This window comes from Azoarcus sp. KH32C (assembly GCF_000349945.1).
Classification (GTDB): Bacteria; Pseudomonadota; Gammaproteobacteria; order Burkholderiales; family Rhodocyclaceae; genus Aromatoleum.
In genome coordinates this window covers 4,830,473-4,852,503 of sequence record NC_020516.1, presented here as the reverse complement: position 1 = coordinate 4,852,503, position 22,031 = coordinate 4,830,473, and the positions used below count along the sequence as shown (strand labels likewise).

The 22,031-nt window shown below is 67.2% G+C and carries 21 protein-coding genes and 1 riboswitch; of the genes, 10 read left to right on the top strand and 11 right to left on the bottom strand.

Annotated elements, in window-relative coordinates; translation table 11 throughout:
* Window positions 1-2 precede the first annotated feature (2 nt).
* Window positions 3-845, top strand: a complete 843-nt coding sequence (locus AZKH_RS21830) for a fumarylacetoacetate hydrolase family protein (RefSeq protein ID WP_015437981.1) — start codon at window positions 3-5, stop codon at window positions 843-845.
* Here AZKH_RS21830 and AZKH_RS21825 read toward each other — a convergent pair.
* From AZKH_RS21825 to AZKH_RS21795, 7 genes are all read right to left on the bottom strand, one after another.
* On the bottom strand, window positions 842-1,279 hold the full coding sequence (locus tag AZKH_RS21825) for a GFA family protein (RefSeq protein WP_015437980.1): 438 nt from the start codon (window positions 1,277-1,279) through the stop codon (window positions 842-844). The genes AZKH_RS21830 and AZKH_RS21825 overlap by 4 nt on opposite strands.
* A 126-nt stretch (window positions 1,280-1,405) precedes the next feature.
* Window positions 1,406-2,140, bottom strand: a complete 735-nt coding sequence (locus tag AZKH_RS21820) for an ABC transporter ATP-binding protein (RefSeq protein WP_015437979.1) — start codon at window positions 2,138-2,140, stop codon at window positions 1,406-1,408.
* On the bottom strand, window positions 2,130-2,906 hold the full coding sequence (locus tag AZKH_RS21815; protein WP_015437978.1) for an ABC transporter ATP-binding protein: 777 nt from the start codon (window positions 2,904-2,906) through the stop codon (window positions 2,130-2,132). Before AZKH_RS21815 ends, AZKH_RS21820 begins: the two co-directional genes overlap by 11 nt.
* Window positions 2,903-4,003, bottom strand: a complete 1,101-nt coding sequence (locus AZKH_RS21810) for a branched-chain amino acid ABC transporter system, permease (RefSeq protein ID WP_015437977.1) — start codon at window positions 4,001-4,003, stop codon at window positions 2,903-2,905. Before AZKH_RS21810 ends, AZKH_RS21815 begins: the two co-directional genes overlap by 4 nt.
* A gap of 16 nt (window positions 4,004-4,019) precedes the next feature.
* Window positions 4,020-4,952 (bottom strand): branched-chain amino acid ABC transporter permease, encoded by a 933-nt coding sequence (locus AZKH_RS21805; RefSeq protein WP_015437976.1) that lies wholly within the window; start codon window positions 4,950-4,952, stop codon window positions 4,020-4,022.
* A 269-nt stretch (window positions 4,953-5,221) separates the two neighbouring features.
* The gene (locus tag AZKH_RS21800; protein WP_015437974.1) at window positions 5,222-6,337 is read right to left on the bottom strand and encodes a branched-chain amino acid ABC transporter substrate-binding protein; all 1,116 of its coding nucleotides are present in this window, start codon (window positions 6,335-6,337) and stop codon (window positions 5,222-5,224) included.
* Window positions 6,338-6,871: 534 nt separating this feature from the next.
* Window positions 6,872-7,987, bottom strand: a complete 1,116-nt coding sequence (locus AZKH_RS21795; protein WP_015437973.1) for a branched-chain amino acid ABC transporter substrate-binding protein — start codon at window positions 7,985-7,987, stop codon at window positions 6,872-6,874.
* A 119-nt stretch (window positions 7,988-8,106) separates the two neighbouring features.
* Between AZKH_RS21795 and AZKH_RS21790 the strand changes: the two genes are divergently transcribed.
* From AZKH_RS21790 to AZKH_RS21780, 3 genes are read left to right on the top strand one after another with little or no spacing between them, the layout of a single operon-like run.
* Window positions 8,107-8,595 (top strand): outer membrane protein assembly factor BamE, encoded by a 489-nt coding sequence (locus tag AZKH_RS21790; protein WP_015437972.1) that lies wholly within the window; start codon window positions 8,107-8,109, stop codon window positions 8,593-8,595.
* 1 nt (window position 8,596) lies between these two features.
* Entirely contained in the window at window positions 8,597-9,178 is a 582-nt protein-coding gene (locus AZKH_RS21785) for an outer membrane protein assembly factor BamE (protein ID WP_197538741.1), read from the top strand.
* Window positions 9,179-9,225: 47 nt separating this feature from the next.
* On the top strand, window positions 9,226-10,086 hold the full coding sequence (locus tag AZKH_RS21780; RefSeq protein WP_015437970.1) for an alpha/beta fold hydrolase: 861 nt from the start codon (window positions 9,226-9,228) through the stop codon (window positions 10,084-10,086).
* 13 nt (window positions 10,087-10,099) lie between these two features.
* Here the strand turns inward: AZKH_RS21780 and AZKH_RS21775 are convergent, their stop codons facing one another.
* A complete protein-coding gene (locus AZKH_RS21775) occupies window positions 10,100-11,833 on the bottom strand; it encodes a SulP family inorganic anion transporter (protein WP_015437969.1) in 1,734 nt (577 codons plus the stop codon).
* A 64-nt stretch (window positions 11,834-11,897) separates the two neighbouring features.
* Between AZKH_RS21775 and AZKH_RS21770 the strand changes: the two genes are divergently transcribed.
* A complete protein-coding gene (locus AZKH_RS21770) occupies window positions 11,898-12,941 on the top strand; it encodes a rhodanese-like domain-containing protein (RefSeq protein ID WP_015437968.1) in 1,044 nt (347 codons plus the stop codon).
* A gap of 27 nt (window positions 12,942-12,968) precedes the next feature.
* Here AZKH_RS21770 and AZKH_RS21765 read toward each other — a convergent pair whose 3' ends face one another.
* Together AZKH_RS21765 and AZKH_RS21760 are read right to left on the bottom strand one after the other, a co-directional pair.
* Window positions 12,969-13,337: a VOC family protein gene (locus AZKH_RS21765; RefSeq protein ID WP_041657679.1), complete on the bottom strand. Its 369-nt coding sequence runs from the start codon at window positions 13,335-13,337 to the stop codon at window positions 12,969-12,971.
* A gap of 238 nt (window positions 13,338-13,575) precedes the next feature.
* On the bottom strand, window positions 13,576-14,301 hold the full coding sequence (locus AZKH_RS21760) for a BON domain-containing protein (protein ID WP_041656486.1): 726 nt from the start codon (window positions 14,299-14,301) through the stop codon (window positions 13,576-13,578).
* 204 nt (window positions 14,302-14,505) lie between these two features.
* Between AZKH_RS21760 and AZKH_RS21755 the strand changes: the two genes are divergently transcribed.
* Window positions 14,506-14,775 (top strand): hypothetical protein, encoded by a 270-nt coding sequence (locus AZKH_RS21755; RefSeq protein WP_197538740.1) that lies wholly within the window; start codon window positions 14,506-14,508, stop codon window positions 14,773-14,775.
* Window positions 14,776-14,970: 195 nt separating this feature from the next.
* Window positions 14,971-15,576 (top strand): DJ-1/PfpI family protein, encoded by a 606-nt coding sequence (locus AZKH_RS21750; protein ID WP_015437964.1) that lies wholly within the window; start codon window positions 14,971-14,973, stop codon window positions 15,574-15,576.
* 32 nt (window positions 15,577-15,608) lie between these two features.
* Here the strand turns inward: AZKH_RS21750 and AZKH_RS21745 are convergent, their stop codons facing one another.
* Window positions 15,609-16,439 carry a sulfite exporter TauE/SafE family protein gene (locus AZKH_RS21745; protein ID WP_015437963.1) on the bottom strand — a complete coding sequence of 277 codons (831 nt, stop codon included), beginning with the start codon at window positions 16,437-16,439 and terminating at the stop codon, window positions 15,609-15,611.
* 162 nt (window positions 16,440-16,601) lie between these two features.
* Window positions 16,602-16,672: riboswitch (S-adenosyl-L-homocysteine riboswitch) on the top strand.
* 78 nt (window positions 16,673-16,750) lie between these two features.
* On the opposite strand from AZKH_RS21745, the gene metH reads away from it, so the two are divergent.
* From metH to AZKH_RS21730, 3 genes are all read left to right on the top strand, one after another.
* Window positions 16,751-20,440, top strand: coding sequence for a methionine synthase (gene metH, locus AZKH_RS21740; RefSeq protein WP_015437962.1), 3,690 nt, complete (start codon window positions 16,751-16,753; stop codon window positions 20,438-20,440).
* A 185-nt stretch (window positions 20,441-20,625) separates the two neighbouring features.
* The gene (locus AZKH_RS21735; protein WP_197538739.1) at window positions 20,626-21,009 is read left to right on the top strand and encodes a hypothetical protein; all 384 of its coding nucleotides are present in this window, start codon (window positions 20,626-20,628) and stop codon (window positions 21,007-21,009) included.
* A 94-nt stretch (window positions 21,010-21,103) separates the two neighbouring features.
* Window positions 21,104-22,027, top strand: coding sequence for a VTT domain-containing protein (locus tag AZKH_RS21730; protein WP_015437960.1), 924 nt, complete (start codon window positions 21,104-21,106; stop codon window positions 22,025-22,027).
* The last annotated feature ends 4 nt before the right edge of the window (window positions 22,028-22,031 follow it).

Sequence of the window (22,031 nt, the reverse complement as noted above, 5' to 3'; positions counted from 1 at the left end):
CCATGAAGCTCGTACGCTACGGTCCGCGCGGCCGTGAACGGCCCGGCCTGATCGACGCCGACGGCGTGCTGCACGACCTTTCCGCGCATGTCTCCGACCTCGACGGCGCTGCGCTCGCCCCGGCGCGTCTCGCTGGGCTGCGCCGCCTCGCACCAAAGGACCTGCCCACCGTGCCCGGCCGCCCGCGGCTCGGCGTGCCTGTCGCCGGCGTCGGCAAGATCGTCGCCATCGGCCTCAACTATCGCGCCCACGCCGCCGCCGGCCACACGCTGCCCGACGAGCCCATCCTCTTTCTGAAAGCGACGAGTTCCCTGTGCGGGCCGCGCGAGCCCGTGCGCCTGCCGCCGGGCGCGACTCAGGGCGACTGGGAGGTCGAACTCGCGATGGTGATCGGCAAGCGCGCGAGGCGCATATCCGCCGAGCGTGCATTGGATTTCGTCGCCGGCTACTGCATCGCCAACGACGTCTCCGAGCGCAGCTACCAGTTCGACCGCGGCCCCACCTGGGACAAAGGCAAGAGCTGCGACACCTTCTGCCCGCTCGGCCCCTGGCTCGTCACGCGCGACGAAGTGCCCGACCCGCAGGCGCTGGACCTGTGGCTCACGCTCGACGGCGAGTCCATGCAGCGCGCCAACACTGCCGACATGCTCTTTTCCTGCGCCGAGATCGTCGCCTTCGTCAGCCGCTTCATGACGCTCCATCCCGGCGACGTGATTCTCACCGGCACCCCGCCCGGCAGCGGTTTTTTGCGCGCGCCGCCGCGCTTCCTGTGTCACGGCGAGACGATGCGCCTGGGCATCGCCGGACTCGGCGAGCAGCGTTCGCGGGTCGTGTCCGGAGGCTAGGCCGAAGCGTCGCTGTCGATCCGCACTTCCGAAAACCACACTTCCTTCCACCGCGCGACCTTCTCGTCGGCGCTCAGCGTCTGCGGAGAGACGCTCCTCTGTTCCGCGAAAGGCGCATCGCCCTCGACGACGCGGCTGTTCACCGTCGCGTACAGTCGCCCTTGCTCCTCGTAAGCCACGCCGACCAGCACCGCACAGTTCCTGCAGAACAGGAACTCGGCGCGCCCGCTGCCCTGCCGGTAGCGGCCGAGCGCTTCGGGGCGGGCGCGGATGCGTAGCCGCCCCTCGGGATCGGAGAGGTAGGCCGCGCCGTGCTTGCGGCAGAAATCGCAGTCGCAGGCGCGCGGCGCATAGCTCGCGGGCGCGCGGGGCAGGTCGAGTTCGATACGCAGGCCGCCGCAATGGCAGCCTCCGTTGAGCGAATGGGAGCTCATGTCCGTTTCCTCGAATCGGGGCGGTACGATCGCCGTGGGGGGGTTACCGGCGATTGTAGGACCGTAGACGGACAACGGGCGCGGAACCCGAGGTCCCGCGCCCGTTTCCTTCCTCCAGGCTTCCGCTTACGCCGCTTCCCCCAGATACGCCGCACGCACCTTCGGGTTCGTCAGCAGCTCGGCGCCGGAGCCGGTCAGCGTGATCTTGCCCGATTCCATCACGTAGGCGCGCTGCGAGAACTCCAGCGCGAGGTTCGCGTTCTGCTCGACGAGCAGCACCGTCACGCCTTCCTTCACGACCGACTGCACGACCTCGAAGATCTTCTCGACCACCAGCGGCGCGAGCCCCATCGACGGCTCGTCGAGGAGCAGCAGCTTCGGACGCGACAGCAGCGCGCGGCCGATCGCGACCATCTGCTGCTCGCCGCCCGACAAGGTGCCGGCGGTCTGGTGCAGGCGTTCCTTGACCCGCGGCAGCATCGTATAGACGCGTTCCATGTCCTGCTCGATCGCGGCCTTGTCGTTGCGCGAGTAAGCGCCCATGCGCAGGTTCTCTTCGACCGTCAGGCGCGTGAAGATGCCGCGGCCTTCCGGTACCAGCGCGATGCCGCGCCGCAGCCGCTTGTGCGCCGGGAAGACGTGGATCTTCTCGCCCGCGTAGAGGATCTCGCCGCCGGCAATGCGCAGGCTGCCGGCGATCGCGTTCAGCGTCGTCGTCTTGCCGGCGCCGTTCGCGCCGATCAGGCTCACGAGTTCGCCGCGATAGAGTTCGAGGTCGATGCCTTTGACGGCCTGGATGCCGCCGTAGGCGACCTTCAGGCCGGCGAGCTGGAGCAGGGGGGAGCTGGGATTAGTGTGCATGCTTTTGGCCTCCGCCCAGGTAGGCGCTGATGACGGCATCGTTCTTCTGGACTTCCGCCGGGACGTCCTCGGCGATCTTGCGGCCGAAGTCGAGCACCGCGACGCGGTCGCACAGGCCCATCACCAGTTTCACGTCGTGTTCGATCAGCATCACGGTGATGCCGTCGCTGCGGATCTGCTCGATCAGCACCTTGAGCTGACCGGTCTCGGTCGCGTTCATGCCGGCTGCGGGTTCGTCGAGCGCCAGCAGTTGCGGCTCGGTCGCGAGCGCGCGGGCGATCTCGAGGCGGCGCTGGTCGCCGTAGGAGAGGTTCTTCGCCTGCGCGGTGGCGAAGCGTTCGATGCCGACGTACTTGAGCAGCTCGTACGCGCGTTCGGTCGTCAGGCGCTCTTCCTCGCGCGTGTGCTTGTTCTGCGTCAGGATGCCCCAGATCGTCGCCGTGGTGCGGATGTGGTGGCCGGCCATCACGTTTTCCAGCGCGGAGAGTTCGCGGAACAGGCGGATGTTCTGGAAGGTCCGCGCGATGCCCTGCGCGACGACGAGGTGCGGCTTGCCGGAGGGCAGCGGCGTCGCGTTGAACGTGAACTCGCCGCCATCCGGCGTATAGGCGCCGGTCAGCACGTTGAAGAAGGTCGTCTTGCCGGCGCCGTTCGGGCCGATCAAGCCGTAGACCTCGCCCTTGCGGATCGTCAGCGAGACGTCCGAGAGCGCCTGCAGGCCGCCGAAGCGCTTGCCGATGTTGCGGGCTTCGAGAAGGGTGATCATTGCGTCACCCCCTTCGACTTCAGGTGCTTGATATGGGAGTAGCGGGCGGCGGCCGGGATCAGGCCGGCGGGGCGGAGCAGCATCATCAGGATCATGGCGAGCGACAGCAGCAGCATGCGCAGCACTTCGGGGTCGAGGATCACATGGCCGAACAGCGCGTTCTGCACCGGCGCGGCGATGTGGCGGAGGATCTCGGGCAGGGCCGACAGCACGATCGCGCCGACGATCGCGCCGGCGATGTTGCCCATGCCGCCGAACACGACCATCGTCAGCACGGCGATCGACTCCATCAGCGAGAACGACTCGGGCGACACGAAACCCTGGAAGGTGCCGAACAGCACGCCCGACACGCCACCGAAGGTTGCGCCGAGCGAGAACGCCAGCAGCTTCAGGTTGCGCGTGTTGATGCCGATCGCCTTGGCGGCGAGCTCGTCGTCGCGCATCGCGGCCCACGCGCGGCCGACCCGCGAGACCTGCAGGCGCGAGATGAACAGGATCGCGCCTGCGACGCAGCCGAGGAACAGGTAGTAATAGAGGAACAGCGAGTTGATCGACAAATCCTCCGTCACCTGGAGGTTCTGCGACAGGTCCCAGCCGAACAGGATCACCGGATCGAGCGAGTTGATGCCCTGCGGGCCGTTGGTGATATTGACCGGATAGTTCAGGTTGTTCATGAAGATCCGGACGATCTCGCCGAAGCCGAGCGTGACGATCGCAAGATAATCGCCGCGCAATCGCAACACCGGGAAGCCCAGCGTGATCCCGGCCATGGCCGCGAAGCAGGCCGCGAGCGGCAGCACGATGTAGATCGGCAGGTGGACGTCGAAGTGGGGCGATGCGAGGAAGGCCGTCGTATACGCGCCCACCGCGTAAAACGCGATGTAGCCGAGGTCGAGCAGGCCGGCGAAGCCGACGACGAGGTTCAGGCCCAGCGCGAGCAGGATGTACAGCATCGCGAAATCGATCACGCGCACCCAGGTGCGGCCGAAGCTGATCGCGATCAGCGGCGCGACGAGCGCGATTGCGACCACGACCCAGCGCGCGGCGAGCGGGTTGCGTTTGCCCAGCCAGGGAACGGCCAGTGCGAGTTCATTCATGGTTGGTACTCCCGCGTTATGCCCGGTCGGAGACGCGTTCACCCAGCAGGCCGGTAGGCTTGAAGATGAGCACGAGGCCGAGAATGATGAAGGCGAAGATGTCCTGGTAGGACGAATTGAGGAAGCCGAAGGTCGCCTGCTCGATGTAGCCGGCACCGAAGGATTCGACGAGGCCGAGGACGATGCCGCCCAGCATCGCGCCGCCGAGGTTGCCGATACCGCCGAGCACTGCGGCCGTGAAGGCCTTCAGACCGGGCATGAAGCCCATGCCGTAGTGGGCGATGCCGTAGTTGCTCGCGAACATCACGCCCGCGACCGCGGCCAGCGCGGCGCCGATGACGAAGGTGGAGGCGATGATCAGGTTGGTGTCGACGCCCATCAGCGCCGCGACGCGATGGTTCTCGGCGGTCGCGCGCATCGCGCGGCCGAGCTTGGTCTTGGTGACGAGCAGGATCAGTCCGGCCATCATCAGCGCCGAGACGGCGACGATGGTGATCTGGATCGGGGTGATGAACACACCTTCGACCGGCTGCAGCGGAGTCGTCGAGATCAGCTGCGGGAAGGTGTGGTAGTTGCGGCCCCAGACGATCATCGCCAGCGTCTGCAGCAGGAAGGAGACGCCGATCGCCGTGATCAGCGGTGCCAGCCGCGGCGCATTGCGCAGGGGACGATACGCGAGGCGCTCCATCAGGAACGCGAGGATCATGCACACGCCGACTGCGACGAGCAGCGACAGCCCGAGCATCGCCATCGGCGACATGCCGGGGGCCACGCCCATCAGGAACATCATGGTTTGCAGCGCGGTGAGCGCGCCGACCATGACGAGGTCGCCGTGAGCGAAGTTGATCAGGCCGAGAATGCCGTAAACCATGGTGTAACCCAGCGCCACCAGCGCATACACGCTGCCGACGACGAGGCCATTGACCACTTGTTGCAGAAAGATTTCCATTTTTACCCTCGGGATATCGGGTCGAAGCCGCTCAGCGGCGGGTGGGACGGGGTGACCGTTGCGGAGAGCGTCCGCTGCTGGGGCGCGAGCGCCGCGCGCATGGTTTGCGCACGCGGCAGGCCGGATACCTGTGAGGCAGCCGAGGCCGGGTGTTGAAGGAGGTACATCAGATCAGGTGTCGCAGTGGTGAAAAACTCGAAAGGGGCCGCGGCCGTTGCTGCCGGCCGCCACCCCCCGCGTGATGCCGCCCCGAAGGGCGGCCGGATGCATTACATCGGAACCCAGGTGCCGTTCTTGAACTGGTACACCGTGACGGCGCCGTCCTTGATGTCGCCCTTGTCGTCGAAGGCGACCGTGCCGGTGACGCCCTGGAAGCTGATCTTCTTCAGCGAAGCGAGGTACTTCGACGGTTCGGGCGAACCGGCGGCGGCCATCGCGTTGATCAGAGCCATCGCAGCGTCATAGGCATACGGCGAGTAGATCTGCACGTCGGCGTTGAAGCGCTTCTTGAAGCGGTCGCGGAACTCGGCGCCGCCGGGCATCTTCTCGAGCGGCAGGCCCGCCATCGAGCAATAGGCGTTGGAGCCGATCGAGTCGCCGGCGAGCTTGATCATCTCGGGGCTGCAGCCGCCGTCGCCAGTCACGAATTTGGCTTCGACGCCGAGCTGCTTGAGCTGGCGCAGCATCGGGCCGGCCTGGGCGTCCATGCCGCCGAAGAAGATCACGTCCGGCTTGGCACCGCGGATCTTGGTCAGGATGGCGTTGAAGTCGGTGGCCTTGTCGGTCGTGAATTCACGCGCGACGACCTTGCCGCCGCCGGCCTTGACGGCCTTCTCGGTTTCATCGGCGAGACCCTGGCCGTAGGCCGTGCGGTCGTCGATGATCGCGACGGTCTTCGCGGCGAGCGGGCCGGAGATGAACTTGCCGAGCACGCTGCCCTGCTGCACGTCGTTGGCGATCGTGCGGAACACGGCCTTGTAGCCCTGGTTGGTCAGCGTCGGGTTGGTCGCCGACGGGGTGATCACCGGGATGCCGGCCTGGTTGTAGATGCGCGACGCGGGGATCGTGGTACCCGAGTTCAGGTGGCCGACGACGCCCTTCACGCCGGCATCGACGAGGCGTTGCGCGACCGTGGTGCCGGTACGCGGGTCGGCCTGGTCGTCCTCGCCCATCAGTTCGAACTTGACCTTCTTGCCCCCGATCGTGATGCCCTTGGCGTTGGCATCCTCGACGGCGAGGCGGGCGCCGTTTTCATTGTCCTTGCCGAGGTGGGAGATGGTGCCGGTGAGCGGCGCGACGCTGCCGATCTTGACGACCATTTCCTGGGCCTGGGCGGCCGACAGGCCGAAGCCCATGATGGCCAGTGCGACGACGGTTTTCTTCATGGCGTTCCTCCAGCGAAATCGATTTTGATTGCCTGCCAGCGCGCCGCCACCGCCCGGGTGTGGGCTGCGGATGCCGCTGCCAGGATGCTGCTCTTGTTAGCGCTTTTCGATTCGCTCCTCCGGGGTATGACCAAGGTCAGTACCGGCGGGGCTGAAAAGTGCGCGTATTCTGCCCAAAAACCGCGCGGTGGTGCGTGATGCCGTCGACTTGCATGCAGATTGCAGGTCCTGCGATGCAGCAAAGCAACGGCCTCGTCGTCCTTCCGCATTGCCACGCGGTGACACGCATTTCTTGTATACCCATTATCCATGGGGTTTTTCGGGGAAAGGTGCAGTATTCGGACGCATTGCGCACCGCACAAACCATGCCATATTGTGGTTTTCCCTAATGCAGGGTCCTCGAAACCCCGGAAATCCCCCTGTCGTGACTCTAGTCGAAAAAAAGGGGCACCGCGGCGCCCCTTTGTGGTTCGTGTTCTGCGACCTGCGCACATGATCGGTGCGTGCGCGAGTCGCATATTCGGCTCAGCCGATTCAGTTCAACGCATCCCACTTGCCATTCTGGAAGCGGTACATCGTGATGCCGCCGTCGCGGATGTCGCCGTTCTTGTCGAAGGCGATCTTGCCGGTCACGCCCGAGAAGCTGAGCTTCTGCAACGCCGGCAGGTACTTCGCCGGTTCGACCGAGTCGGCCGCCTTCATCGCTTCGATCAGCGCCATCGCCGCGTCGTAGCTGTAGGGCGCGTAGAGCTGCACGTCGGCCTTGAAGTGCTCCTTGAAGCGGGTCTTGAACTGCGCGCCGCCAGGCATCTTGTCCATCGGGATGCCGGCCTGGGTGCAGTAGGTGTCGCCGCTCATCGCGTCGCCGGCGAGCTTGATCATCTCGCTGGTGCAGGTGCCGTCGCCGCCGAGGAACTTGGCGCCGATGCCGAGCTGCTTCATCTGGCGCAGCATCGGGGCGGACTGTGCGTCCATGCCGCCGAAGAACACGGCGTCGGGCTGACGGGCCTTGATCTTGGTGAGGATCGCGGTGAAGTCGGTCGCCTTGTCGTTGGTGAATTCGCGGCCGACGATCTGCACGCCCTGCTGCTTCAGGCTTTCGGCGAAGGCGTCGGCGAGGCCCTGGCCGTAGGCGGTGCGGTCGTCGATGATCGCGATCTTCTTCGCCTGCAGGTTCTGGGTGGCGTACTTGGCCATCGCGGCGCCCTGCTGCAGGTCGTTGGCGATGACGCGGTAGGTGACCTTGTAGCCTTGCTGGGTCAGCTTGGGGTTCGTCGAGGACGGCGTGATGACCGGGATGCCGGCCTGTTCGTAGATGCGCGAGGCGGGAATCGAAGCGCCGGAGGTCACGTGGCCGACCACCCCCTTGACGCCGGCGTCGCTCAGGCGCTGGGCGACGGTGGTGGCGGTACGCGGGTCGGCCTGGTCGTCTTCGCTGACCAGTTCGAACTGCACCTTCTTGCCGCCGATGGTCAGGCCCTTCGCGTTGGCGTCTTCGAGCGCCAGGCGCACGCCGTTCTCGCCGTCCTTGCCGATATGGGCGATCGGGCCGGTCAGCGGGCCGGCGTGGCCGATCTTCACTACGGTCTGGGCATGAGCCGCAGACGCGGTGAGTCCGACGAGCGCCAGGGCGATCAGGGTTTTATGCATTTGCTATTCTCCTCGTGTTTGCAATCAGTCACCGGAGCGGCTTGCGCAGCCGGCCCGGCTGGTGCGATTCTAGCCCACGTGCGTGGCACGCACCCGGAGATCGAGGAGGCATCCCGCTCATGAAGCGATTCCTGGCCTTGCTGTGCAGCCTGCTGACGGCGCTCGGCGTCGGCGGCTGCGACTACATGAACCTGAAGGAGCTCAGGCCCGGCGTGTCGACCGCGACCGACGTGCGCGAGCGCTTCGGCACGCCCGGCATGGAATGGCCCAATGCCGACGGCTCGGTGACCTGGGAATACACGCGTCAGCCCGAGGGAACCGAGTGTTTCATGATTACGATCGGCGCCGACGGTGTGCTGCGCAAGATCGACCAGGTGTTGAACGAAGGCACTTTCATCCGCATCCAACGGGGCATGAGCGCCGACGAAGTGCGCCGCTTGCTCGGCACGCCGGCCTCGCAACAGCGCTTCGAGCTCGCCCACGAAACGGTGTGGAACTGGCGCATCAAGTCGGATTTCGTGAGCGAGGGGACTTTCTTCTCGGTCCATTTCAACGACGACGGGCGTGTCGAGCGCAGCGGCCGCACGACCGACTACCGGGGGAACTGATGTGAGGACATCGTGGCGAGTCATCGCGGTGCTGGTGCTGGCGCTGTCGGGAGGCTGCGCGACTTTCCCGGTGCCGCGGCACGTGGCGACCGAGGCCGAGGCGCTGGCGGTGTTCGGCCAGCCGGTGGAGCGCTGGAGCAACGGCGACGGCACGACGACACTCGAATACTCGACGCAGCCGATGGGCGAAACGGCGCTGATGATCACCGTCGACGGCACGGGCACGGTGCTGCGCCAGGAGGATGCGCTCTCCGAGGCGAATCTCGCGCGCGTCGAACGCGGCATGACGCAGGAGCAGGTCTCGCGCCTCCTCGGTCGCCATCGCTCGGTGGAGCGCTTCGTGCTCAGCGGCGAGGAAGTGTGGGACTGGAACATCCGCAACGACGGTCCGGGTGTCGCAACCCGCTTCAATGTGCACTTCATCGACGGCAAGGTCGTGCGCACGAGCCGCAGTTTCGTCTATCCGCATGATGGAGTGGTGTTGTCCGACGTCTATCCGCATTACCCCGCCTACGCGCCTTATCCCAACCGCGGGGCGCGTTTCCCCTACCGTTGGGAGGGCTGGGCCTGGTACCGACGCTGAGCCTGAGGGTTTATACTGCAGCGCACAATTAACACCGCGAGCGCATCATGCAGTCCTTCCTTGCCGACGACAGAGAAGCCCTCCACGTAGCGATCACCGGCGACGGCCGGCCGATGGTGCTGCTGCACGGCTGGACCGCGACGCATCGCGACTGGAAACCCTTCGTCTCGACCTTCGGCGCGAGCCATCGCGTCTTCCGCTGGGACGCCCGCGGGCACGGCGGTCACCCGCTGGCGACCGGGCAGGCGCCGACCGTCGAGCGCATGGCGCGCGATCTCGAAAACCTGATGGCGCACTGGGATCTGCAGGATGCCGTGGTGATCGGCCACTCGATGGGCGCGCTGACCTTGTGGCAGTACCTGCGCGACTTCGGCACCAAGCGCCTGTCGCACGTCGTCTTCATCGACCAGTCGCCGCGGCTTCTCACCGACGAGCACTGGTCGAACGGCATCTACGGCGATTTCGACAGCGAGCGCAACGCGTCCTTTGTTAGCGATCTCGAACAGGATTTCGCCGAGACCGTACTGCGCCTCGTCGCCAACGGCCTCAACGAGCGCGGCCGCCGCAAGTATATCGAGAACGGCACGGGCATGCAGATGGCCCGCGAACGCCTGCGCGCCCTCGACCCCGCGCCGCTGATCGCCTGCTGGAAGAGCCTCACCGCCGCCGACTACCGGCAGGTGCTCGGGCGCATCGACGTGCCGGCCCTGCTGATCTACGGCGAAGAGAGCAACTTCTACACGTCGAACACCGCGCGCTGGGTGCGGGACGCGATCCCCGGTGCGCAGATGCATGTCTATGACGGCGTCGACCACGCACCCCACCTGTGGCAGGCCGAGCGCTTCCTGCACGACGTGCTCGGTTTCGTCGGCGCGGAGTGCGACGAGAGCTGCGCGATGTGCGCCTGAGGCGTGCGTCGGCTCAGGCCGCGCCGGCATCGACCCCCTGTTGGAGTTCGCGCTGCAGTCGGCGGAAGGCCTTGATTGCCGCGCGCAGCGTCGGGAAGGTCGAATCGCGGATTGGGCCGACGTCGATGCCCCGCCCCTCCAGATAGGTCGCGATTTCGGACGTCCGTCCCGCGAACTTCAGCTGGATTCCGCGCAGCGCGAGCGCGTCGCGCACTTCCTTGAGCATGTAGTAGCCGGTCACGTCGATGCGGCTCACCGGCAGCAGGTCGAGCACCAGCCAGCGCGGTCCCGGGCCGACGGGCACGGCGGCGCCGAGCACCTGCTGGCGGAAGTAGGGGGCGTTGAAGAACACCAGCGGCGCGTTGAAGCGCAGCAGCGTCAGGCCGTCAACCGTCCGTGCGTCGACGTAGTGGCGTGTCGCGTGGACGCCGGGCAGGCCTTCGACTTCGCCCAGCACCTCGACCGGCGGCCGCGCGGTGAGCCGCACGAAGCGCACCAGTGCGATCGCCACCGCGACGAGGATCGCCTGGATCATGCCGCTGACGATCACCCCGACGAGTACCGCCAGCGCGAGCCAGAACTCGTTGCGATCGAGCCCCCACAGCGCGCGCAGCGCGGTGAGATCGAAGAGGTAGATGCCGGTATAGACCAGCACGGCGCCCAGCGCGGCGACGGGCACATACTGCAGCGGCCCCGTCAGGACGACGAGCGCGAGTGCGACACCCGCCGCGGCGACCAGGCTCACCATTTGCGTGCGCCCGCCCGAGGCCTCGCTCACCGCGGTGCGCGAACCCGCGCCGCTGACCGCGAAGCCCCCCAGCATCGACGAGGCGACGTTGGCGACGCCCAGCGCCGCGAACTCCCGCTCGGGGTCGATCTCGTAGCCGTTGCGCGCGGCGAAGCTTCGCGCCGTCAGCATCGCACTCGAAAAGCTCACCAGCGTGATGCCGGCGCCGGCGCTGAAGAGCGTGTGCACCGCAGTGCCGCTGAGATGGGGGAGGGCGAGCTGGGGCAAGCCCGCCGGGACCGGTCCGATCACCGCAACGCCGTAGTTTGCGAGGCCGAGCAGTGCCGTCAGCGCGCCGGTTGCCACCAGCACCACCAGCGCCGCGGGCAGCCGTGGCAGGCGCCGCCGCGTCCAGCCGAGCGTCGCGAACGCGAGCGCCCCGACGGCGAGCGTCGGAAAGTGCACCTGCGGCAGCTTGTCGGCGACTTCGCGCAGGCTGTCGACGATGTCGCGCGACTCGACCGGAAAGCCGAGCAGCTTGCCGAGCTGGCCGAGCACGATCGACAACGCGATGCCGTTGAGGAAGCCGATCAGGATCGGTTTGGACAGGAAGTCGGCGAAGGCGCCGAGGCGCATGCGGCTCGCGACGAGGCACATCAGGCCGACAAGGAAGGTCAGCGCGAGCGACCAGGCGCGATATTCCGGCGAGCCCACGGCCGCGATCGGCGCGAGTGCCGCCGCGAGCATCGCGCAGGTCGGTGCGTCGGGGCCGACGATGAGCTGGCGTGAGGAGCCGAAGAAGGCATAGACGATCATCGAGATCATCGACGCGTACAGCCCGGACGCAGGCGGGAAGCCGGCGAGTTCCGCATACGCGACGCTCACCGGGATCGCCACCGCCGTCACCGAGAGCCCGGCGGCGAGGTCGTGCGGGAAGTCCTCGCGCCGATAGTCGCGGAGCATCCGCACGCCGGGCGCGAGTCGGAACAGGAACAACCAGTCTGGGGGCAGCGGCTTCATGGCAACTCCCGCGCGTGACCGGTCTATATTGCACTCATCAGCGACCCGATGGGGAGGGGCGGACATGATTCTCGAACAGTTTCGCGCGGGCGGTTGCCTGTCCTATCTCGTCGGCTGCGAGCAGCGCTGCGGCGCGCTGCTGATCGACCCGGAGATCAGCCTCGTCGACCGCTACCTCGCGAGTTGCTCGCGCCACGGACTGCAGATCCATTACCTCTACGACACCCATACCCACGCCGACCACTTCTCGGCGAGCCGCACGCTCGCGCGCCGCCTCGAAGTGCCGGTCGTGATGCATCGCCTGAGCCCCGCCCCCTACGTCGACATTCGCGTCGACGACGGCGAGGCGCTGATCGTCGGCAACCTGCGCCTGCAGATCCTGCACACGCCCGGGCACACGGCGGACTCGACCTGCGTGCGCGTCGAGGACTGCCTCTTCTCGGGCGATACGCTGCTGATCGGCGCGACCGGCCGCACCGACCTGCCGACCGGCGACCCGGTGGCGCTGTACCACAGCCTGTTCGACCGCCTGCTGAAGTTGCCGCCGGGGACGCGCGTCTTCCCCGCGCACAACTACCGCGACCAGGAGAGCACGACCATCGGCACCGAGCTCGCGACCAACCCGCGGCTGCAGGTCGGCGATCGCGACGCTTTCGTCGCGCTGATGAACAGCCTCGACCTCAAGGCGCCCGATCATCTCACCGAGGCCTTGCGCGTCAATTGCAGCGGCGGGCAGTCGGTCGCCCAGTTGATCGCCGAGGCTGCCGACCGGATCGCCTTCATGTCGATTGACGAGGTCAGCGCCCGCGCGCTCGCGCCCGAGCCCGGCATCACGATCCTCGATGTGCGCGAGACCGAGGACTACCGCCGCGCCCACATTCCCGGCGCGCTGCACATCCCGCGCGGACAGCTCGAACTGCGCGTCGACGGCATCCTGCCCGATCCGACGCGCCGCATCGTCGTCTACTGCGAGTACGGCAAGATATCCACGCTCGCCACCGCGATGCTGCGCCGCCTCGGCTTCAGCCGCGCCGTCGCCCTCGACGGCGGATTCCGCAACTGGCGCGAAGCCTTGCTCCCAGTCGAAGGGGAGGGTGCGGGTGGCTGAGGTCTCGGGTGAAGACCGGGGTAGGCGCTAGTCAGCCGAGCAGAACCAGAGCTTGTTGCCTTCGCTGTCGAGGAAGGCGCCGATGAAGAAGCGTTCGTCGTAGCGATCGACCGGGTTCGAGATCTTCACGTCGCGCCGCTTCAGCGCCTCCTCGGTCGCGCGCGCACTGGCGCACTCGAGCGTGATGCGCGGATTGGGTTCGGCGGTCGGCGTGCCGTACCATCCCTCCTTGAGCATCAACACGATGCCGCCGAGCTTGAATCCGACCTCGTCGCCGCCTTCGTCCGCCGGTTCGAGGCCCAGCGTCTGGCCATAGAAGCGTTTCGCTCGCGCCATGTCGTGCACGGCCAGCGCCACGACCTTGACGGATTTCAATCCGAGTTGAGGGGTGTCCATGATGTCCGCTGCCAATGGGAGCTCGTCGTCCCCGGTCGGCTTCGCTGCGCGCCGTCGGGGCGGGCGGACCCCGGTGAATGAACCGCCGAGGCGAACGCGGCGGGCCGTCGCGACCGCCAGCGCGGTCGCCGATGCTTCACGCTAGCACTTGCATTGGGAAACGCCAGTGCGCCGCCGCTTCTTCCGAAACCGGCGGCGCGTCGGTAACCGTTTCCGGCCGCCGGCAAGGAGCCGAGCGCTAAGCCCGGACCTCGATCTCGTTGAGCACTCGCCTGACCCCGTGCAGATACCAGGCGTCCAGCTCGGCGTGGCGGCGTTCCTCCTCGGTGGCCACGAAACCCTTCAGCGTGACGATGAAGTTGCGGCTGACGATGACGATCTGATCGGCGTGGACCAGCGGGTCGGTTTCCAGGGCAAGGCGCAGCGCGTCGATGACTTCCTCGTCGGAGTCCTCTTCCGCCGGTCTGACTTCGAGGAGGTTCGCCACGTCGCGGCCGCCCCGCGCCCACCAGGCGAGCACGCCCGCCAGGCGCTTGTGCGACAGGCTGATCACATGGCCGCTCAGCGTGATCACGCCGTCGTCCACCGCGATATCCATGGCGCCGCAGGAATCCTCGCGCGCTTCGCGCAGCACTTCCAGGCGACCCGTGGCGAGGACGCGTAGCGTGCAGTTGATGAAATCGACGTCGCGCGACAACCACTTGGAGACGGCGTCCCGGATCGCCCCGTCGCCCACCGCCGAGGCGGACGCGAGCCGGAGCCGATCGATGACCTCGGCCACACCATCCAGGGCCGATACGGCATCGACGGCGAGCCGCTTGCTGGCAATGCCGGGCACGTCGCCGGACAATGTTACGGTGCGGCCGGCTACATTCACTTCGATCCGATGGCGGACCGGGTCGAGATGCGTCTCGTGCGTCAAGGCGCCATGAATCCGGGCGAGGATCGCGTCGCTGCTTTGCATGATGGCTTCTCCTTGCGGGATATGGGGACAGACGCTTGATTCATCATAGTCAATGTCGCGAAGCGGCATTCGGGCATGGGCGAAACCTCGGATCCCGGCTCGTGTCCTAATCGGGCGCATGGTTGACGGTGTCCACGAGCGGCCGGCTTGTGGTCGTGATGGGCCAGCGCACCGACTGAATCGCCCCCAGCACGTGAGTCGATCATGAGACGAGTGCCCAAACTTACCGACTATGTCGAAATTGCCGCGGCGGAGTACATTCGGGAGACCGGGCGTGACGAACTGGATTCACGGTGGATCGCCGAGTTTTTCCAGGACAACGGGGTCCTGGACGACTATCCGCAGCTGGATCTGGTCGCCTTCTACGCCCTGGTGCAGAAGGCGGTGGCGAAGCACGTCGACCGGGCGGGCAAGCAGGCACGCCGGCACGTGGACTGGATGACCCGCCTCGAACGAAGGCTGCACAAGGGGTAAGACGGTTGCCGGGATGCCGGGTATCCACGCTGACGGCGGGATCAAGTCCAATCGTAGCCCAGAGCCATCCGACCGAACGGTGCACCATGACGGCTGCTTGCCGCGACGGCCCCGGTTACGCGCCGCCCCAGCCCGAGGCGGCTGGGCATCACCACCACTAATTGCGTCCCCTTTTTTCTGCAGCCAGGAGATTCCGTGACGACCAGCGTTGGCATCTTCGTTTTCGATGACGTCGAGGTTCTCGACTTTGCCGGACCCTACGAGGTCTTCACGACCGCTTCGCGCATGCACCGGCGTGGCGCGCCGGCGGCGCCCGAGCTGTTCTCGGTATTCACGATCGGCCGCACGGGCGCCCCGGTGCGCGCCCGCGCCGGGCTCGAGATCCATCCCGACCACGACTTTGTCGACCATCCGCCGATCGACATCCTCATCGTGCCGGGCGGCGTCGTCACGCAGGAACTCGAGGTGCCGGCCGTCGCGTCCTGGATCGGGGCTACCGCCGGTCGCACGCGCCTGACCGCGTCCGTGTGCACAGGCGCCTTCCTGCTCGCGCAGGCCGGGCTGCTCGATGGGAAGTCGGCGACGACGCACTGGGAGGACGTTGCCGACCTGCGCGAAATGTTCCCGCAACTCGACGTCCGGATCGGCGTGCGCTGGGTCGACGAAGACGCAATCGTGACGTCGGCGGGCATCTCGGCCGGCATCGACATGTGCCTGCACCTCGTCGAACGCATCGCCGGCCGCGAGCTTGCGGAGCGGACTGCGCGCCAGATGGACTTCGACTGGCGGGAGAACAGCTAAGCCGCAGGAGGGCAGCCGCTCTCGCCGTCGTTTTACATCGCGCTCCAGGCTTTGAAGGCCATGACGAGCGCAACGATCCCGGCGGCGATGGCGAATCCCTGCTGAAGATACGGGCCGGAAATCCGCGGCGCGACCCGGCGCCCCAGCACCATGCCCAGCACCGACCCCGCGACGAAGGGGACTGCCGCGAGCAAGGGCACGATTCGGCCCTGGAGGATGCAGGTGACGAAGGTGATCGAGCTCGTCAGCGCGATCGCCATCAGCGAAGTCGCGACCGCGGAGTGCATCGACAGCGGCAAGGTTGCGCGCAGCGCGGGCACGATCACGAAGCCGCCGCCGACACCCAGCATGCCCGACAAAAAGCCCGTCGCGGCGCCGATCAGCGAGACGGTGAGGGCGACCGCGCGCGACCAGACGAGGCGCCCGGTGGCGGGATTCACGCTCCCGACCCGTCCGGCCGACGACCGCCCCTCGCCCGCGACCGCCGAACGCACGACCGCTGCGTCCTCCTTCGACGCCCTCGCGCCGAGGAACATGCGGATCGCAACGACGACGAGCACCAGCGAGAAGATCAGCGCCAGATTCGCCGGCGGCATCCCGTCGGCGGCGCGGATGCCGATCGGCGCGACGAGCATGCCGACGACCGCCATCAGCGTCGCCGCGCGGTAGCGCACGTAGCTGTGCTTCCACGCCATCGCGGTGCCGACTGCGGCCGAGATCGCGACCGCGAGCAGCGAGACGGTCGCGGCCTCCGTGATCGACCACCCGAGCCCCGCCATCAGCAGCGGCACGGCGAAGATCGACCCGCCGGCCCCGGTCAGGCCCAGTACCAGTCCGACGACGAGCCCGATGACGAGGCTCATTGCGCGCTCCGGCAGAGTGGGGCGCAAAACAAGGCTGGACGGCGCAAGCGGGATTCCTTTCGAATGACGGGCGCCGCGAGGTATAACCGAATTTCATCGACGCGTCAGCTCCAACTCTCTTCCGCCTTGGCACGCGTCCGAAATTTCCATAGAATCAGCCTCCTTGCCGAGGAGCGTTGCGACCCGATATCTGCGGGCCAGGCTCGGCAACCGAACAACGGCGCTCGCAAACCACCACCGGGGTTTGCCGCGCCGTTTGCTTTTGCGCTTTCGCGGCCTCCGCCCGGTGCTTGAATCGACCGAGGTAGACAATGCAAGCCGACCGCTCCAACGAAATCCGCGACCTTCTCGCCCGCCGCATCCTGATCCTCGACGGCGCGATGGGGACGATGATCCAGCAGCACAAGCTGGGCGAGTCGGACTACCGCGGCGAACGCTTCCGTGCGCATCCGAAGGACCTCAAGGGCAACAACGACCTGCTGGTGCTGACCCGCCCCGAGGTCGTCGCCGGCATCCACCGCGCCTACCTCGAGGCCGGCGCGGACATCATCGAGACCAACACCTTCAACGGCACGCGCGTGTCGCAGGCCGAATACGGGCTCGCTGACGTCGCCTACGAGATCAACGTCGCCGGCGCCCGTCTCGTGCGCGAGCTGTGCGACGAATACACCGCGAAGGATCCGGCGAAGCCGCGCTACTGCGCCGGCGTGCTCGGACCGACCTCGCGCACGCTGTCGATCTCGCCTGACGTGAACGACCCGGGCTTCCGCAACATCAGCTTCGATGCGCTCGTCGACGACTACTACGATTCGGCGCGCGGCCTCCTCGAAGGCGGCGCGGACCTGCTGCTGATCGAGACGATCTTCGACACGCTGAACGCCAAGGCCGCGGTATTCGCGGTCGAGAAGCTCTTTGCCGAAATGGATCGCCGCGTGCCGGTGATGATCTCGGGCACGATCACCGACGCCTCCGGCCGCACGCTCTCGGGCCAGACCGCGGAAGCCTTCTGGAACTCGCTCGCGCATGCGCGGCCGATCTCCTTCGGCCTCAACTGCGCGCTCGGCGCGAAGGAATTGCGCCAGTACGTCGAGGACCTGTCGAATGTCTGCGACACGCACGTCTCCGCGCACCCGAACGCGGGTTTGCCGAACCCGCTCGCGCCGACCGGCTATGACGAGACGCCCGAGCAGCTCGCGACCGCGATCCGCGAATGGGCCGCAGCCGGCCTCGTGAACATCGTCGGCGGTTGCTGCGGCACGACGCCGGCGCATATCGCCGCGATCGCTGAGGCCGTCGCGGACATCGCGCCGCGCAAGGTGCCGGAGGTCGAGAAGAAGCTCCGCCTGTCCGGCCTCGAACCCTTCAACGTCGGCGCCGACAGCCTCTTCGTGAACGTCGGCGAGCGCACCAACGTCACCGGCTCCAAGGCCTTCGCACGCATGATCCTCGAAGGCCGCTTCGACGACGCGCTGGCGGTCGCACGCCAGCAGGTCGAGAACGGCGCGCAGGTCATCGACATCAACATGGATGAGGCGATGCTCGATTCGCTCGCCGCGATGGAGCGCTTCCTCAAGCTCATCGCGTCCGAGCCGGACATCTCGCGCGTGCCGATCATGCTCGACTCGTCGAAGTGGAGCGTGATGGAAGCGGGCCTCAAGTGCATCCAGGGCAAGGGCGTCGTCAACTCGATCTCGATGAAGGAAGGCGAGGCCGAGTTCCTGCGTCAGGCGCGGCTGTGCCGCCAGTACGGCGCGGCGGTGATCGTGATGGCCTTCGACGAGAAGGGCCAGGCCGACACCTACGCCCGCAAAACCGAGATCTGCAAGCGCGCCTACGACCTGCTGACCGGAATCGGTTTTCCGCCCGAAGACATCATCTTCGACCCGAACATCTTCGCGATCGCGACCGGCATCGAGGAGCACGACAACTACGCCGTCGATTTCATCAACGCGGTGGCGTGGATCAAGGCCAACCTGCCTTTTGCCAAGACCTCGGGCGGCGTGTCGAACGTCTCCTTCAGCTTCCGCGGCAACGACCCGGTGCGCGAGGCGATCCACACGGTGTTCCTGTACCACGCGATCAAGGCCGGATTATCGATGGGCATCGTCAACGCCGGCATGCTCGGCGTCTATGACGACCTCGATCCCGCGTTGCGCGAGAAGGTCGAGGACGTGGTGCTGAACCGCAACGCCGGTGCGGGCGAGGCGCTCGTGGAGTTCGCGCAGGGCGTCAAGGAGGGCAAGGCCAAGAACGCCGGGCCGGATCTCGCGTGGCGCGCGCTGTCGGTCGAGGAGCGGCTGTCGCATGCGCTCGTGAAGGGCATCACCGAGTTCGTTGTCGCCGACACCGAAGAGGTCCGCGCGAAGCTCGAAGCCGCAGGCAAGCCGCCGCTCGCGGTGATCGAAGGGCCGCTGATGGCCGGCATGAGCGTCGTCGGCGACCTCTTCGGCGCGGGCAAGATGTTCCTGCCGCAGGTCGTGAAGTCCGCACGCGTGATGAAGCAGGCGGTTGCGCACCTGATCCCCTTCATCGAGGCCGAGAAGCTCCGCACCGGCGCGGCCTCCAAGGGCCGCATCGTGATGGCGACCGTGAAGGGCGACGTGCACGACATCGGCAAGAACATCGTCGGCGTCGTGTTGGGCTGCAACGGCTATGAAGTGATCGACCTCGGCGTGATGGTGCCGGCGGAGAAGATCCTCAACGCCGCGCGCGAGCATGGCGCGCAGGCGATCGGCCTGTCGGGCCTGATCACGCCCTCGCTCGAGGAAATGAGCCACGTCGCGGCCGAGATGCAGCGCCAGGGCTTCGACGTGCCGCTGCTGATCGGCGGCGCCACGACGAGCCGCGCGCACACCGCGATCAAGATCGCGCCGCATTACGGCCAGCCGGTCGTCTATGTGCCGGATGCGTCGCGCGCGGTCGGCGTCGTCACGGCGCTCCTGTCCGAAGGTGGCGCGGCCGATTTCAAGGCCCAGCTCGCCGCCGACTACGACAAGATCCGCGCCCAGCACGCGAACAAGAAGGGCGTGCAGCTCGTGAGCCTGGAGGCCGCGCGCGCGAACGCCTTCCGTTGGGACAGCGTCCCCGGCTACGTGCCGACTAGGCCCAAAACCCTCGGCGTGCAGGCGCTCGCCGTGCCGCTGGCGGAACTCCTCGAGTTCATCGACTGGGCGCCCTTCTTCCAGACCTGGGACCTCGCCGGCAGCTTCCCGAAGATCCTCGACGACGAGCTCGTCGGCGAGACCGCGCGCGGCGTCTTCAAGGACGGCCAGGCGATGCTCGAAAGAATCGTCGCCGAAGACTGGCTCGAAGCGCGCGCCGTGTTCGGCCTCTTCCCGGCGAACCGCGTCGGCGACGACATCGCGTTCTACGCCGACGAGTCGCGGAGCGAGCCGCTGATGCACTGGCATGGCCTGCGCCAGCAGCACGAGCGCCCGTCGGACAAGCCGCATTACTGCCTGTCCGACTTCGTCGCACCGAAGGAATCGGGCGTCGCGGACTACGCTGGCGCGTTCGCGGTCACCGCCGGAATCGGCATCGAGAAGAAGCTCGCCGAGTTCGAGGCGACGCACGACGACTACCACGCCATCATGCTGAAGAGCCTCGCCGACCGCTTGGCGGAAGCCTGCGCCGAGTGGCTGCACTGGCGCGTCCGCAAGGAGTTCTGGGCCTATGCGGCCGACGAATCCCTCGACAACAACGCGCTGATCCACGAGGAATACCGCGGCATCCGCCCGGCGCCGGGCTACCCGGCTTGCCCGGACCACACGGCGAAGGGCGGCCTCTTCGCGCTGCTTGATGCGACCAAAAACACCGGCATGACGCTGACCGAATCCTTCGCGATGAGCCCGGCGGCCGCAGTCAGCGGCTTCTACCTCGCGCACCCGGAGGCGCGCTACTTCGCGATCCCGAAGATCGGCCGCGACCAGCTCGAGGACTGGGCCAAGCGCACCGGCATGACGGTCGGTGAGGCGGCGCGCTGGCTGGCGCCGATCCTGTAAGAGGTCGGAGGGGACGGGCGGAGGTTACGCCTTCTTACCGTCCCCCGGTTTCGGGCAACGTAAACTGCAGATAGCCCAGCGGGAACAGGGATTGCTCGGGCGCCGCCTGAACGTCTCTTCGCCACGCCGGTCTTTCATTTATGCAGGCCGTAATCCCGCGGCCGCTCATCAGGAGAGACCCGATCATGCATACACGCATTCGATCCAGCCGGTCTCGCAAGCCGGCTTCAATCATCCGCTTCGTCGCCGCAGGTGCGATCGCACTCGCTGCGCTGATCCCGTTGTCGGCTGCGGCCGAGGAGTCCGGCAACGGCTCGACGACGGCCGAGGAAGCCGGCCATGGCGTCGGCTCGACGATGCACGACATTGGCACCGGCGCGCGCGATGCCGGCCGCGAGATCGGCCACGGCGCCGCGAACGCGGGCCGCACGATCGGCCATACCGCGCGCGATGCCGCGGTCGTGACCTGGGACGCGATGAAGCGCACCGGCGTTACGATCGGCCATGCCGCCCGCGACGGCTCGAAAGCCCTGGTACGAGGACTGAAGGGCGAACCCGAGCGAAACTGACCGCGCCTTCATCGGCCGATGCGGAACCCCGGTTTTCAGGCGAGAATCGGGGTTCTTTCATTTCGCACCTGTTGCGCGGGACGGCGCGCAAGCGATGGACCTCAGCCAGATCACCGAAGCGCTTCAGCGCGACGCCGTATGGGTCGTGTTCCTGAACGTGCTGCTGCAGCAAGCGGGCCTGCCCGTGCCGGCGGTGCCCACCTTGCTCGTCGCGGGCAGCCTCGCCGCGTCGCCGGCGCAGGCGGCTGCGATGCTCGCGGCGGCCGTGCTGGCCTCGCTCCTCGCCGACGCCGCGTGGTACGCCGGCGGCCGCTTCTTCGGTTACCGCGTGCTGACCGGCTTGTGCCGGCTGTCGATCAACCCGGATTCCTGCGTCACGCAGACCGAGGCGCGGTTCCAGCGCTGGGGCCTATGGTCGCTCGTCATTGCGAAGTTCGTGCCGGGATTTTCGACCGTCGCGCCACCGATCGCCGGCTCGCTGCGCATGCGGCTGCCGGGCTTCCTGCTCGCCGCGGCCGCGGGGGCCGCGTTGTGGGCGGGCGGGGCGATCGTCGTCGGCTGGCTCCTGCGCGACGAGCTGCAGGACGCGCTCCTCACGATGAGCCGCCACGGCAGGACGATGGCCGTCGCGGGCGGCCTCGCGCTCGCGCTGTGGCTTGCGTGGAAGCTATGGCAGCGCTACCGCTTCATGAAGCTCGCCGCGATCCCGCACGTGACGCCGCTGGAACTGATCGAGGCGATGGCCTCCGATGCGCCGCCGCTTTTCCTCGACCTGCGCGGGCCGGCGATGATTGCATCGACGGCGCCGATCGCCTTCGCGACCCGGGCCGACGTCGAAAACCTGCTGCAATCCGTCGGCGACTGGCCGCGTCAGGCTCCGATTGTCACGATGTGTGCCTGCCCCGGCGACGCCACGGCCGTGCGCGCCGCGCACGTGCTGACGGAACTGGGTTACACGGCGGTGCGGCCGCTCAAGGGCGGCTACGAGGCCTGGCTCGCGGCGAACGGCCAGACCTGACGAC